The sequence below is a fragment of the Aequorivita marina genome (assembly GCF_031631895.2).
In the GTDB taxonomy this organism is placed as follows: domain Bacteria; phylum Bacteroidota; class Bacteroidia; order Flavobacteriales; family Flavobacteriaceae; genus Aequorivita; species Aequorivita marina.
The window spans coordinates 85,237-99,770 of record NZ_JAVMBW020000001.1 but is presented as its reverse complement, the minus strand read 5'-3'; the positions used below and the strand labels follow the sequence as shown (position 1 = coordinate 99,770).

Genomic DNA, 14,534 nt, shown 5'->3' with positions numbered 1-14,534 from the left:
TTTATTTTGATTTGTGAACCTCTAAAAACATATTGAATTTTCATCAAGCCCTTTATTTATGCGTTTTTCTAGAAACTTATTGCTTTTATTACTCCCATACCTCTTGATGATCGTGATTAACGAAGCATACCGACCCACGATAAAAGAAAAGCCTTATTCCGCTAACGGTGTCACGGCAATAAACTCAGATATTCGAATGCCTGATAAGTGTAGTTGGGCAGCGCATAACGACACTAGCTATTGTAAAGAACATCATGTAAAGTTCCTTAAAAACTACTTTTTTATTACAGACCTAATGTATTTTGGAGTGATTACCGCTTTGCGTGTCACGGGTAACTACGGCGCTGCAAATATTATATTTTTAGTCATCCTTTTTCCACTTTTTATTTGGTATTCCTTGGTAAAGGTTATTGACTATAGTATTGAAATCAGAAACCTTAAAAAACAGACGTATGGAAGGTCTTAATTCGCTTTTGAAGTTGCTCATTAATATAGGGAGTAGTATTTATGCCTATTGCACTGATTTCACTATAAACTTGGCAAACCTAACTGGAACATCTTATTACGAAGTAAACTTCTTTTTCTTTTGCGTGCTTTTCCCAATGCTGATGATTGGATTACCCTTTATTGCGCTGGTTTTGAAATATAGGCTTTGGAAGTTAAAGCGAAAATTATCGTAGCTTAGGACCTCGGTTCGCCTTTTGGTTATTTTCCACTACTTTTAATGCCCTATTATGATTAAAAAACGCCTTCTGTTTTCCTTTCTTATACTGTTTGGAGTCTCGAGCCTAACTTCTTGCGATCGGATACTTCGCAAATGGAAGATGAAATCTATGGAAGTAGGAGATAAGGTGGATAGCCTTAATGGAGTTTATGTGTATTACAATAATTCGGTTGGTAATGTTTCAGGAAGAAATACTACTGCAGATGGATATAACCTCGGACTTAAATACCAATGCGTAGAATTTGTGAAGCGTTATTATTACGAGCATTTAGACCATAAAATGCCAGATAGTTATGGCCATGCAAAAGATTTTTTTGTAAAGGGTCTTGCCGATGGAAAAATGGTAAAACACCGGAACCTTATTCAATATACTAATCCAAGTAGTTTAAAACCTAAAGTGAATGATTTGTTGGTATATGATAAAACAATTTTCAATAAATATGGTCATGTGGCCATAATCTCTAAGGTCAATACAAATCAGATTGAAATAATCCAGCAAAATCCAGGAGCTTCTGATCCGTCACGTGAACGCTACAATTTGATTAAAAAAGACGGCAAATGGAAAATTGAACATGCTAAGGTTTTGGGTTGGCTTCGGAAGGAATAAAATCTATTCTTTTTTAGGGGGTTTTTGTTTTTCCAGAGTGTGAAACTGAAGCTAATTGCCAGTTTTTACTAGTTAAATCTTCCTAAAAAACTACTTCAATATGTTATAGGTCTCTGTCGCTTCTAAATGTTTAAGTGTTTTATAAAAACTCGTAATGTTATTCATAATCAGCTAATTATGATGTTGTGTAGTACGTAAGTGGTAGGTGAAATTCAGATAAAGCCGCAATTCATTTGTAAATTGTACCCAGATTATAACTTCTTAATTTTAAATTTATGAAAACACGTTACGTACTTTATAGTATTTTCTTGCTATGTTTTGTAGGTGTGGTAAATGCCACAAACCCGCAACCAGATCCAGCATCTTATTTAAATGAAAATCAACCGGGATTTACCGAAAATAAGGGTCAGGTTACCGATGAATATGGCAACCAAGTATCTAATGTGTTATATGTGTTTTCTACGGCCCATAAGGATGTTTTAATAACTACTACGGGAATAAGCTATGTTTTTTGGGATTCTTTAAGACCAAAGTCTTCATTAGAAAGAAACACAGCAAATAAAACCAATTCCAATCTTGAAGGGCTCGCCTACAACAGGACAGATATGTTGCTTACGGGAGCTACAATATCCAAAACTAACATTGTTGCTTCTGAAGAAGTAATTACACCAAAAAGAAAGTATTATAACGCTGCAAACCCCGAAGGAATTAAGGATGTGAAAACCTTTAGAAAAATTATCATAAAGGAGGTTTATCCTGGTGTTGATTGGGTTTTATATACAGACGATGCGGGGCAATATACCTTAAAGTATGACTTCGTTTTAAAACCTGGGGCTAACCCGGCAGTTATAAAAATGAACTACAAAGGCGCGAATGTGGCTTTAAATGCAGACAATACGCAAATTGATATTATTACGGAACTTGGCAACATACGAGAAGGCAGTTTATTCTCTTATCAAATAGCTAAGAACAACGTGGTGGAATCTTCATATAATCTGAACGACAATGAAATTAGCTTTAACCTAGCTGGTTACGACACTGAAAAGGAGCTTACCATTGATCCTCCGGTAATAATTTGGTCAACTAATTATGGGGGAACAAGTACAGATTACGCAACCGACATGGCTGTTGATGGCGATGACAATCTATATATTTATGGAAAAACGCGCTCCGCGACACTGCCCGGTATTATTGGTACGGGGACTAATATGGGGCGGTACGATCTTTTTGTTGTAAAATTTGATACCCACGGTGCTTTGCAATGGTCTGCCATGTTTGGCGGTACAGGTAATGACGATGCCGATGGTGGAATAGCCGTTACCCCTGCGGGTGATGAGGTGTATTTTACGGGCGCGGTACCTTCTGCCGACTTTCCAATTTTGGAACAACCCGGCGCCTTCAACCAGTCCACTTTTGAAGGTGTTAACAGCGGGTTTATTTCCAAGATAGATAACGAGGGCACCCTGTTGTGGTCCACTTTTATTGGCGGGAATAGCTTTGATTATATTCGTGATATTGCTATGGACGATAACGATCAGGTTTACTTTATGGGTTTTTCTAGTTCTACAGATTTCCCAATAGTGGAAAAAAGTGGCGCATATAATGAAGCTACCAACAATGGTGGTTTGAACGAAGGTGTTTTGTTTCAGTTGGATGAAAGCGATCAGTTGGTGTGGTCCACTTATTACGGCGGTGCTGGTGCCGATCAGATGTCGGCAATGGACATGTCGCCAAACGGAAACCTGATGATTGTGGGGAATACCGATTCTCATGATTTTCCTATTGTTGAAAAGGCAGGTGCATATAACAGCGCTGTTTTTGATAACGCTGACGAAACCCAAGCTGTAATCATGGAGTTTGATGAAGCTGGTGCCTTGATTTGGTCCACCTTTTTTGGCGGTACTAAATATGAACAAGCCAGAACGATGCAATGGGATGCCGATGGCAATTTTTATGTGGTGGGAGAAACTGAATCGCCAGATATGCCAACCACGGAACTGCCAGGTGCTTACTTTTCAGATGAATTAAATAATCCTGTAGTTTTTTATCTTACTGATGCTTTTATAGTTCGGTTTGACGCTAATAGCAACATAGATTGGGCTACTTATTATGGTGGTGAAAAGGCAGATTTAGCAACTGCTATTGATTTTGACGAACAAGGAAATATGTGGTTGGGTGGTGCTACGGCTTCCCAAGATTTTCCGATTAAGGTATTGGACGGTGCTTTTAACCAGACCACCTCACTTCCTGATGTTCGGGTGATGTTTTGGGCAGTTTTTAACACCGAAAAAGAATTGGAATGGTCCACTTTATACGGTGGTGATGACTTTGGATGGAATTCTGGTTTCGTAAAAAGATCAGACAGCCGGATGATGTTATTTACCCAAGCAAGCACAAATGAAGGGATGTCTTCTGGAGTAATTTCCGATGATCCGTTGGCGTACACCCAAGGAAATATTACCAGCAATGATATTGTAATCGTTGAGTTTCTTACCGACGATTTTACCGCAGGAATCGGTTCCAATGCTATGGAGTCATTAATTTCCGTTTATCCTAACCCCGCAAAAGGAAAGGTGTTTATTAATTCTCCCGAAGCAATAGAACACATAAGCCTTAGCAATATAAATGGACAAATGCTTGGAAGTTTTGATGTTGCCTCGCAAAATGCCGAACTGGATTTGAGCCAATACCAATCAGGCTTGTACATTATACGAATTTCTACTGCCAATGGCGTGGCCGTAAAAAAGATTATTATTAACCAATAGCAGAACCATGGCTTCGATACAATTTTGAATTTGCAAGCGCAGATTTAAATGCATTCAGCCATATCGTTAACTTGGTTTAATATTTTTAAATATTCAAAAAGTAGTATTAGGAATCCACAATTCTATTTACAAACCTTCCTAATGCAAAAAGCCGCTTTGACTTTGTATCAAGCGGCTTTTCCTATTGCGGTAATAGAAGAGAGGTGTGCTGTGTTTTATAAAGAATCGGCTTAGTAGGCCTTTAAAAAAACTTCTAGATCCTGACTGCTCGGTAGCTTTAAAACCTTTTTTAACCTGTACTTTGCTGTCTGCACCGATTTGTGTGAAATATTAAAAAGCACCGAAATTTCCTTGGCTGTAAACCCATACTTTACCAAGGCCGCCAAATGCTTCTGCCGGTCTGTTAGCCCCTTGTAATCGCTGTCCAATTTTTCAAACATTAATGCCGAACTCTGCTCCAGGCTTAATAAAAGTTGTTTTCTATCGGTTTCTAGATCTTGGCTTTCGCGGGTGTTTTTAATTAGATCGTTGATTTTTTGTTGGTTAAGGTGTTTTCGGGCCGAAGTATTTATTTGTTCCATCTGTTCTTCAAGGCTTAAAATATTTTCGTTCTTTTCCACAATTTGAGACGCCAAACGGCGCACTTCCCCTTCCTTTTGCGAAAGGACCTCCTTTTGGGTGTCTATGTGCGACTCTAGTTGTTTTTTGTTTTCGGCCAATCGCTTCCTTTCTTCTTCTGCATTTATAATCTTAACTTTTTGTCGGTTTAAGAATGTCAAGACAAGTAATAGTATCAACATAAGTCCTGCCAGTGCCATCCAGTACTGACGTTCTGTTTTTCTTTTTTCCCGTTCATAAGCCTGTTGTTCACGAAAAAGTTCATGTTGAACCTCTAATTCTGCAATTTGCTTATTACTTTCAATGTTGTAAAGAGTGTCACGTACTTCCTGAAACTTTAAAAGCGTTTTATAAGCTTTTTCGTAGGCTGCATCTTTATAATAAACTTCATGTAAATTTAACAGCGGATCATGTGCTTCAGCTGGAGCGTAAAAAGTGTCTAATGCCTTTATGGACTTTATTAAATATTCTGAATATAAATCGGTTTCGTTCACCTCATAAAAATAGCACGCCTTGTTGTAAAGTACTTTTGAAAGCTCTTTTGAAAGCTTCTGGCTTTTGGTATTAATGGCAAAGGAGTCGCGAATTTTCTCTTCCGCCTTATTGAGATATACGATGCTTTTATCTGGTCTTTCTAATATAAGATTTACCGCACCAAGATTAGAGTACAGCACTTGGATACCTTCCTGTTTACCTGTTTTTTCATAATATTCCAATACCCGCTCATACGCATCCAGAGCTTTTTCAAATTTTTGCTCCTTAAAATAGATGCCACCCATGTTTCTAAGGGTGTTTGCCACATCCTCTTTCCGATTCATAGATTTGTATATCGATAGACTATGTTGTAGATATTCTAGAGCCTTATCGGTTCGTTCTAAGCTAAAATAAACCCGGCTTAGCTGATTTAAAGTTTGGGCATACGCAATTTGTGTGTTTTCGTTTTTAGACGGATTTTCTTCAAGGGTTCTTTTCGCATCCAAAAAATGTTGTAGGGCCTTGGGATAATTAGATTGTTGAATGGCAAGCTCCCCTTGAGCATAATGGATTTTGGGCAGTAGGGAGTCCACTCCATTTTTAATAACCAATGCGTTGCCTTCCTTAATCAACTCCTTGGCTTTCGTAGGGTTGTGGTTTAAAACAACATGGGCAGAATCTAACAACAAACCTATCTTGGTCGAGGTCTCGTTAGTTTTATTGCCTTTGGTAAAAAGCTTATTGGGGGCTCCTATGAAGCGTATTAATATAAAAACGATAACAATAAGCAGGATACTCACAAAAGCACCCACTGCCATCCGCGAAATTTTAAATTTAAGATGCCACTTCATACATCAAAATTAACTAAAAATTGGCTGGCAATGCAACAGGATATTTTTTTAAATTCATGTTTTGTTATGGTAACTACCCGTTCCTGAAAAAGCACCTACCCCATCCTTCGGGTACCTCTTCCTGGAAGTAGGGAGAGGAACATAGAGGCTTTTCTATATTTAGAATTTGTTGTTTGGATTTTGGTGTTTCGTATTTGGAACTCCGAGTCGGTTTTCAGGTATTTTAGTGACCTATAATTTCGCGAATGCTTTTCAGTTTTATTAATTTTGTTTATTGCCGTGAAGATTAGAAGATATCAAAAACAAAAAAGATGGCCACAGCATTGATTGTTTACGCGAGTTTAACGGGTACTACCGCGGGGATAGCTGAACTTTTAGCGGAAAATCTTCGCGCGCTTAGTGTGAATGTACTCGTAGAAGAATGTACAGAGTTGTACCCCAAAGAGTTTATCAATTATGACATCTGCGTAATGGCTACCTATACGTATGGCTCTGATGGTGCTTTGCCAGAAGAAGCTGAAGATTTCTACTATGATCTGGAAGAGGTAAACTTGAGGGAAAAAATTTTTGGTGTTTTGGGATCTGGAGATTTAATCTATGAAAAATTCTGCCCGGCTGTTGATGATTTTGATAAACAATTTGAAAAAACCGGTGCCATCCGTGGAGCAGAGATACTAAAAATCAATCTCACACCCGACGAAAAGGATAAGGAAGGTATTAGACAATTTGCTGAGGGTCTGGTAGCTGCTTGGGCTAAATTGAAATAAGTGTTCAATAGCAGTATTCAGTAGTGATTACTACGGCTGAATTAGTGGTGTTACTGTACATATAACAAACCTTTTAGGTAAGCATTTATAAGGTAAAGTTTAGACCATAACAGACAAACAACAATTAATTTACTTTTCCAATCTTAGCCTTCCAAAGATCTGGGCCATCTTCTATAGTTTCCCAAATAAATCCTGGGCCTAATGCATCGTATAATAAGAGGTGTTGTGTACTTAAATCCTCTTTTGACATCAGTGTAAATGCTTCCCCATAGTTGATGGAATTAAATGTGTTTATAAGCAGGTTATCAATTTCATCATCACTTTTGGTTAATTCTCTTAAATCGATTATTTGCAAATTAGTCTCTGGAAATTGACTGATAAGTTGTAGTAATTTTTGACGTTCTTCAAAAGCATTTAAAAACCGAACGGCAAAAATGAGCGTTAATATCAGTAAACCTGAATAACCAATTGCGGATAATATGTAGGGGATTGTAGGATCGCCCAACCTCACGGTGGTTAACCCAAAAGTGAACAGCCCACCAGTAATTATAAAGCCCATTCCCCAAATTAAAAGCAGCCATTTTAAAAATTCGAATCGGGTCATCGCTTTGCGCCAACCACTAATTTCTTTAGGAGCTACTAACTTTGTATTTGATGCTTTCACTTCTCTTTCGGGCATCGATCGCTGTTTTAAGGTGAACAGGTCGTATATCACTAGAATAGTACCAATTGTGAAAACAAAAGCAAATAGAACCAAGAAAACGCGAGCTTCGGCCATTGCGGGTCTTATGTGATGTCCCCACCAATCAAGGCCTAAAGTTCTATAAATGTAAATTTGCTTGGTACCTCCAAAAGCAAAGCTGGCAACGATTCCAAGAATTCCGAGAAATAACAGCCAAAAGCCTAATTTTGATAACTTTTCATTAAATCGATCAATACCTTTAATAATTCTAACTGCCTCGTAAGCTGCACCTATAACCAAAAATCCAAAAGCTCCAAAAAGTGCCATGTGCCCGTGAGATCCCGTAATCCAAGTTCCGTGTTCCCAAATATTAACGTAGGCAAGGGTCATTGTAAAGCCTAAGATTCCAGCACCGACCATTTCAAAAAGAGCAGAGCCAAAGATGAAATAGAAGGCAGGTTTATTCTTAATTGGTTTCACGCCATGTTTTTCATCTAAGAATACGTGCCAAATACAGAAAATAAGCGGTAAAGGTTCGAGGGCGCTAAAGAGTGAACCCCAGAATTGCCAGAAAGCAGGGGTGCCTATCCAAAAGTAGTGATGCGAATTTCCTATAAGTCCGCTTAGAATAACCAAACTCACGCCCCAGAAAACGGCAAAACCAACCTCTTCTTCGTCGGCGCCAAAAAGTTTATAGAGAAGAAACCCAATGACTGTGATATGAATAATTTCCCAAACAGCTTCCACCCAATAGTGAACTACATACCAACGGAAATACTCTTCTAAATCAAGATTTTCTGAAGAGATTAAAGCAAATATCCAAACGGTGGACAAGCCTACAACACCTACTGCAAGGCCCCAATGCATTTCATTCCAGGTTTTTACCTTTTTTGGAAATACAGCGAGCGTGAGATAGGTGAAAATACTGAAGCCAACTAGCAGGAGAATGCCAGTAATCCTTCCTCCTTCAAGATATTCTTTTCCTTGTTGCAGCATGGGGGTGTTTCCAATCCACCACCCAGTTCCGGTTTGTGCGAGGGGTAAGGTAATACATGACCATATAACAATAATCCATAAGGCGATGAGTAAAAATTTAACAAGCCAAGTTGCTTTTATTTCTTTTTTACCTAATAAGGGGCCTATAAACAGTAAGGTGCCAATAAAACCTGTTACAATCCAAACAACGGCTAAGTTTAAGTGGAGTGCCCGGATAATATTAAAATTTAAAATATCCTGAAGTAGCGTTGGCTCCAACTGTACAAGTGACAATAAGAGACCCAATATTACTTGAAGCCCAAAAAATAGCATCATGCTTATAAAAAAGGGATAGGCTAAGCGTTGTGTTTGATAACGGATTTTCATTGTAAAATCTTTTTAGTTTAATGATTTTAGATATTCAATTAAATCTGAAAGATCCTCATTGGAAATAGCTCCTTCATACGAAGGCATTAATCCTTTTTGGAACCCATCGACAAGCTCTTCATCGGGTTGTAGAATTGAACGTCTTAAGTAGTCTTCATCAGCGACGGCCTTTTTACCTTCCTCTAATAAGACTGTCGATCCATATAGCCCCTTCCAGCTCGGTCCAATCACGACTGTTCCGTCTGTTGAGTGACATGCTATACATCCCATATCCTTGGCTACTCTTATTCCATTTCCCCTTGGAGAACCAGGAAGTGCATTTTCTAAATTTGTCGGCTCTTCAGTGTTTCCAGCTAAAATAATCCCGCTCTTTTTTTCCAACTTCCTTTTCGTCTCCTCTATTACAGATTCTCTCGCTCTAACTTCAGGAGGCCAACCGGCTGTGTTTAGGTCAGACGTATATTTAAAAAAGGCAATCAAGGCATTGATCTCATCTTTTGTAAAGGGTAAATTGGGCATCAAGGCATCGGTTCCCCCTCTTTCTTTTACTCTACTTTCGGCTTTCAGATATTTTGAATAGTAGTCAGACAAATCGGTAACCTCGCTTTCTCCACTTTTAATAAGTTGTTGCAGTTGGATGTTTACTAATCCTTCAGAGGGATAACTGGCTGGAGAACCGAGATACGCCAATAGATATGCAGGGCCAGCGTCGTCATATATATTTGTGAGATCAGGGGCGAAGTAAGCGCCATTCCCAACAATTGTATGACAGTCCATACAGTTGTAAGTTTGCCATACCTGCTTACCCTGTAGCGCATTTTGGTCAGAAAAAGTGACTGCTGTAGTTTGGGGGCGTACTCGATCTTCGGAATCTACAAAAGAGAGAACTCCTAATACTGTCCAGACAATGATCATCACCCCAATAATCCAGATTGCTATCTTCCGCGCTTTTTGTTCTCTTGGATCAACCATGGCAGCCTTCTATATGATGTCTCTCGTGGCTGAGCAACATGACTAAAGCACGTACAAATGCCCACATTACATAACCCCCCAGAATAGCACCTAGAATATAATGGACATACCAGGCAGCTAAGGAATCCGCAAAAAAGGTGAATCCAAAGTCCCAAGGCGTAGAGATTCCAATAAAAAATAATGTAAACAGAACACTGATAAGATAGAGCTGTTTTTTGTTCTTTAAAATACTATTGCCACACATATTATTTAGTTTTAATTATAAGTTTCGAAACATTTTCTGCTTTCGTTACACACTTATTCTTTCACTATTAGGGCGTCAATCTTTTCCTGAATAAATCTATTGGAAAGCTGTTTTATAAAATAATTCCTCTATTCATTAATTGTATTTAAGACAATTTTAACCGAAATGTACGAATCTTTTAATAAAATACAAAGAAGTATTGTATTAATTTCTGAAAGTAATTATTAAATATTGAGATTATTACAATTGACAGTGAAAGGATTAGGCTTTAGTTTCATTTGTTAGTAGGTGAAGTTTTTCTTGTTTCGTATTCGTTTCTTCTTTTAAAAAAAGAGCAGAATTATTGTTGGAATTAGGGGGAAAATGGGAGAGGTTTGGTAGATTTTTAAACCTAAGAAACCCGGACGACAAGCGCTTGAGTTTAATCGAAGTATACTAAGAAAGGTTTATTGTAGAGAACTTGTATTACGTTATCAAAAACGAACGACTGAGGATTTAAGTCAGTTTAATACTATAAACCTTTATGAAGCTTTTAGTAATTCAAAATAATCTACCAAGATTTAAATAACTAGTTTTGAGTTTATGAATCATTAGTGTCCGATTAAAAGAGTGAGAAAATTTGTTGAGTCACAGATAATAGGCAATTAGAATATTTTTTATTTAATGACAGCATGCTATCAAACTTAGCATCAAAATTTATCAATTAAAAAGTATGTTTAATCAATTTTATCTAGTTTTCAATCTATTAAAAAGCAAGTCTTACGTCTTATGTCTTTCAGCGCAGCGGTCTTATATCTTAGTCGGACACGACTATTTAAGAATTATAAAAAATCATGAAACACCTTAAGCTAAACTTCGGAGACATTGCGCAGCCTGGTATTCTTTATTACGATAAAGAAGTTGAAAAAGCCTGTCTTAATATATGCGAGTCACTGAATTTTGATAATATGCCAGATTATGATTCTGAGCATTATTATGAACTGGAAAACGGCCATTTTAAAAGGAAAGTAATTAAGCCTGAAAATCGGTTAAAAGCTGGAGATAGAATTTTTGAAGACTCTCTAATTAAAAAATTTGATGCAGACACCAATAATGTTTTGTTTGTTTTTAAGGGTGAAGTTTTAACAGGTACGGTTCATTTTTCAGATTATAATCAAACACAGGTATTACATGCTATTCAGGATGATGTGCTTACTTTTGAAAGGAACATGCGGCAATATCTTTTCCTAAAAAACTTTAGAAATGGGGATATGCTCGATTACTTTAAATACCGAGCAGGAAAAAATGAATACTCGAGAAGATATTATGAAGGTCGCCTACACCGATTGGAAAAACGAAAAGATGAATTAAACCAATTGGGTGAATTTCAGATGTTTGATCTAAAGGATCTTTTAGAATTTGGAAATGACTCTCAATCGAATCATTTATTCGAATATGAACAGATTGAGCTAAATGGTAAAAAAATCTATGAATCAACTTTGGTTAATAGCTTGCGAAATATGGCGATGCACGGTAAAAATCCAGTTGAGTTAGATGAGGAATCTTCAGTGTATTCTATAGAAAGCCTTAACTATTTATTTAGAGCTCTAAATACTTTGGAAACCTTTACCTATCGCGTTGAAAAGTTGATAGCCGATCACGGAGATTATCAAAAATCGGTGCGGATGGATAACCGAGCGAAGCTCGAGATTATTTATCAGCATCATCCCAAAGCTCTAAACTATTTTATTGCGAATTAGCCTTCTATTTTTACCACATGTGGAAGTGCTCCTTCCTTATTTCAGGGGAAGGTGTCCGCTGTACGTATTTTATTTTAAAGGTCGAAATCATTTTTGAGCGGACGGAAAGGGTGGCGTATGGTTCTTCAGTTTTACAATCCAACTGAATTCGTTTCTTTTGCATTCGCTAATTTGCGAGTGGAAGTTTAACACAGAAAAATTTCTTCTATCAAATAAGGTAAAATAATGAGGAATATACTTCCTAAGATAACACTCTCACTGCTCTTCTTCGTTTTTATCAATAATTTAAGCGCTCAGAAAATTAGAGGCTTTGTTTTCGGAAGTGATAACATTGCAATCAGTGGGGTTTCTGTTTATTTCAATTCGGAAAAAATCACTGAAACTGATAATGAAGGGGTTTTTCTACTTCCGCCGGCTTTTGAATTTCCAATTAATTTAAGGCTGGAGCACCCCAAATTTTATGTAGAAAACGTTGAAATGGATAAGAATCATGCCAGGTTTAAATTAACGCTCTTGTCAAAACTAGAAAATCTGGAAGAAGTGGAACTCGTATCAAAAAAAATAATCGATACGCTGGTTAGATCTGCTCCTGAGTTTCTAATTCCTCTTGAAAAAATAACTGCAGAGAAATTTGATGAATTTAATCCAATCGATCTCGTTTCGGCAATCAACGAAACGCCGGGAGTTTTTATTCATAATGGTGCTATTAACACCAATAGAATTACAATTCGTGGGGTTGGCTCCCGGACGCTTTACGGTACCAATAAGGTTCGCGCTTATTTTAACGGCATTCCTATCACTGACGGCATCGGCGAGACGCAAATAGATATGTTCGACCCTGAGAATCTGGAAACACTTGAAGTTATAAAAGGTCCCAAAGCAACGCAATATGGCAGTAATTTGGGCGGCACGCTTTTGCTAAACTCAAAAAAGGCGGTTGTTGGAGAATCCTTTTTAAAAAGTAACTTAACTCTTGGCTCCTTCGGAATGATAAAGAATTCAATTTCAACTGCTACTGCCACAGAAAAATTCTCGCTTAATCTCAACTACGATTACCTAAAAACCGACGGCTTTCGCGAGAACAATAAATACAACAGAAAATCCTTACTGCTCACCGCTAATTATCAATTTAATTCTAAAAATGAGGTCTCACTTTTGGTGAATTATCTGGATTATTTTGCTCAGATTCCCAGTTCCATTAGCAAAACAGCCTTTGACGAAGATCCTACCCAAGCGGCCTTTACTTGGAGAGAAGCCCAAGGCTTTGAAAACAATAAACAGATTTTGACCGGGCTAAGCTTTACGCATCTTTTTTCCTCAAAGTTTAGAAATACGAGCAGTATTTTTTACACCTATTTGGATCATTACGAGCCACGACCGTTTAATATTCTCGATGAATTCACCAATGGGTATGGCGCCCGAACGGTTTTTATTAAAGATTTTCTATTTCTGAAAAACACTGCCAATTTCAGCTTCGGTGGAGAGGTGTATAAGGATAAGTACAACTGGAAAACTATCGAAAATCTCTATAAAGAAAACAATAGCAATGGCAGTCTAGAAGGGAGTTTGCTTAGCGATAATATAGAACGAAGAGATAATTTAAATGTGTTTGCCACAATTGAAATTCCTTTCACTTCCAAGTTTACGGGACAGTTTGGCTTAAACTTCAATAAAACTAATTACCGGTTTTTTGATGAGTTTAATCAAGGTGAAAACGATAAGAGTGCCAAGCGAAGTTTTGACCCCATTCTGGCTCCAAATCTAAATCTGCTGTACCAATTCAAAGGAAACATTAGCGCGTATTTTAATTTTAGTCGCGGCTTTAACTATCCCTCCATGGAGGAAACACTGACTCCAGGAGGAGTAATAAACCCAGAGTTAGGTCCTGAAAAAGGGTTTAATTATGAATTGGGGAGTGAACTTTTTCTATTTAACAGAAAACTCCATTTACAGTTGAATGCATACCTTTTAGACATAACGGATTTGTTAGTTGCAAAACGTGTGGGCGATGATCAATACATTGGTAGAAATGCTGGAAAAACCGAACACAAAGGCTTGGAAATGCGGCTTTCATTTAAACAGTCGTTAAATAAACACCTGCATTTTGGAGCCTATTTGAATACCGAGATAACCGATCATGAATTCATTGATTTTGTGGAAGGAGAGCAGGATTATTCAGGCAACCAGCTCACTGGGGTGCCTAATAAGAAAGCCAGTGGTGGAATTAATCTTGGTTATAAAAACCTTGTAATGAACGCCAATTTTCTTCATATAGGTGATATTCCGCTAAACGATGCCAATGCGCTGTATTCGGAAAAATATACGGTTTTTAATGCGAAAGTTTCATATAAAACAGAAATCCTTAAAATACTTTCTTTGGAAATAAATACTGGAATCAATAACCTTACTGACAAAAAATATGCGGCGTCTGTATTGATAAATGCCATTGGATTCGGGAACGCAGAACCTCGATTTTATTATCCCGGAAGACCAAGAAGTTGGTTTGGTGGAGTAAAAGTAAAATATACATTTTAATGGCTTTTGGGCGTTTGAGAATGTATCAATAGAAACTCCCAGTTAAATAGGTGTGGATACTTCAGAACCTCTATGTGTGTTGGGTTTACTGAAAAGGGTGTTCAAAAAAGTAAGAGATAACACTGAAAATTTGAAAAAAGGAATTTTGAGTCGCTCTCGGAAGAACAAGGGTATAAAAATCCAGCTTCGGTAAA

General features: G+C 37.5%; 10 protein-coding genes. 7 read left to right on the top strand and 3 right to left on the bottom strand.

The window, feature by feature from the left end:
- The first annotated feature begins 58 nt into the window (after nucleotides 1-58).
- From QPK98_RS00380 to QPK98_RS00365, 4 genes are all read left to right on the top strand, one after another.
- Nucleotides 59-466 carry a hypothetical protein gene (locus QPK98_RS00380; protein ID WP_310991016.1) on the top strand — a complete coding sequence of 136 codons (408 nt, stop codon included), beginning with the start codon at nucleotides 59-61 and terminating at the stop codon, nucleotides 464-466.
- Entirely contained in the window at nucleotides 453-680 is a 228-nt protein-coding gene (locus tag QPK98_RS00375) for a hypothetical protein (protein ID WP_310991014.1), read from the top strand. Before QPK98_RS00380 ends, QPK98_RS00375 begins: the two co-directional genes overlap by 14 nt.
- Nucleotides 681-734: 54 nt before the next feature.
- On the top strand, nucleotides 735-1,331 hold the full coding sequence (locus QPK98_RS00370) for a CHAP domain-containing protein (protein WP_310991013.1): 597 nt from the start codon (nucleotides 735-737) through the stop codon (nucleotides 1,329-1,331).
- A gap of 275 nt (nucleotides 1,332-1,606) precedes the next feature.
- On the top strand, nucleotides 1,607-4,096 hold the full coding sequence (locus QPK98_RS00365; RefSeq protein WP_310991011.1) for a DUF7948 domain-containing protein: 2,490 nt from the start codon (nucleotides 1,607-1,609) through the stop codon (nucleotides 4,094-4,096).
- 230 nt (nucleotides 4,097-4,326) lie between these two features.
- Here QPK98_RS00365 and QPK98_RS00360 read toward each other — a convergent pair whose 3' ends face one another.
- Nucleotides 4,327-6,039 (bottom strand): tetratricopeptide repeat protein, encoded by a 1,713-nt coding sequence (locus QPK98_RS00360; RefSeq protein ID WP_310991009.1) that lies wholly within the window; start codon nucleotides 6,037-6,039, stop codon nucleotides 4,327-4,329.
- 311 nt (nucleotides 6,040-6,350) lie between these two features.
- Here QPK98_RS00360 and QPK98_RS00355 point away from each other — a divergent pair, with 311 nt between their 5' ends.
- Nucleotides 6,351-6,806, top strand: coding sequence for a flavodoxin (locus QPK98_RS00355; RefSeq protein ID WP_310991008.1), 456 nt, complete (start codon nucleotides 6,351-6,353; stop codon nucleotides 6,804-6,806).
- 124 nt (nucleotides 6,807-6,930) lie between these two features.
- Here QPK98_RS00355 and QPK98_RS00350 read toward each other — a convergent pair whose 3' ends face one another.
- Nucleotides 6,931-8,850 (bottom strand): cbb3-type cytochrome c oxidase subunit I, encoded by a 1,920-nt coding sequence (locus tag QPK98_RS00350; RefSeq protein WP_310991006.1) that lies wholly within the window; start codon nucleotides 8,848-8,850, stop codon nucleotides 6,931-6,933.
- 12 nt (nucleotides 8,851-8,862) lie between these two features.
- Nucleotides 8,863-9,822, bottom strand: coding sequence for a c-type cytochrome (locus QPK98_RS00345; protein ID WP_310991004.1), 960 nt, complete (start codon nucleotides 9,820-9,822; stop codon nucleotides 8,863-8,865).
- Between the two features lie 1,077 nt (nucleotides 9,823-10,899).
- Here QPK98_RS00345 and QPK98_RS00340 point away from each other — a divergent pair.
- Together QPK98_RS00340 and QPK98_RS00335 are read left to right on the top strand one after the other, a co-directional pair.
- A complete protein-coding gene (locus QPK98_RS00340) occupies nucleotides 10,900-11,805 on the top strand; it encodes a hypothetical protein (protein ID WP_310991002.1) in 906 nt (301 codons plus the stop codon).
- 225 nt (nucleotides 11,806-12,030) lie between these two features.
- Nucleotides 12,031-14,340, top strand: a complete 2,310-nt coding sequence (locus QPK98_RS00335) for a TonB-dependent receptor family protein (RefSeq protein ID WP_310991000.1) — start codon at nucleotides 12,031-12,033, stop codon at nucleotides 14,338-14,340.
- Nucleotides 14,341-14,534 lie beyond the last annotated feature (194 nt).

Coding starts and splice junctions, on each gene's coding strand:
- QPK98_RS00380 (WP_310991016.1), top strand. CDS start 59: ATGCGTTTTTCTAGAAACTTATTGCTTTTATTACTCCCATACCTCTTG.
- QPK98_RS00375 (WP_310991014.1), top strand. CDS start 453: ATGGAAGGTCTTAATTCGCTTTTGAAGTTGCTCATTAATATAGGGAGT.
- QPK98_RS00370 (WP_310991013.1), top strand. CDS start 735: ATGATTAAAAAACGCCTTCTGTTTTCCTTTCTTATACTGTTTGGAGTC.
- QPK98_RS00365 (WP_310991011.1), top strand. CDS start 1,607: ATGAAAACACGTTACGTACTTTATAGTATTTTCTTGCTATGTTTTGTA.
- QPK98_RS00360 (WP_310991009.1), bottom strand. CDS start 6,039: ATGAAGTGGCATCTTAAATTTAAAATTTCGCGGATGGCAGTGGGTGCT.
- QPK98_RS00355 (WP_310991008.1), top strand. CDS start 6,351: ATGGCCACAGCATTGATTGTTTACGCGAGTTTAACGGGTACTACCGCG.
- QPK98_RS00350 (WP_310991006.1), bottom strand. CDS start 8,850: ATGAAAATCCGTTATCAAACACAACGCTTAGCCTATCCCTTTTTTATA.
- QPK98_RS00345 (WP_310991004.1), bottom strand. CDS start 9,822: ATGGTTGATCCAAGAGAACAAAAAGCGCGGAAGATAGCAATCTGGATT.
- QPK98_RS00340 (WP_310991002.1), top strand. CDS start 10,900: ATGAAACACCTTAAGCTAAACTTCGGAGACATTGCGCAGCCTGGTATT.
- QPK98_RS00335 (WP_310991000.1), top strand. CDS start 12,031: ATGAGGAATATACTTCCTAAGATAACACTCTCACTGCTCTTCTTCGTT.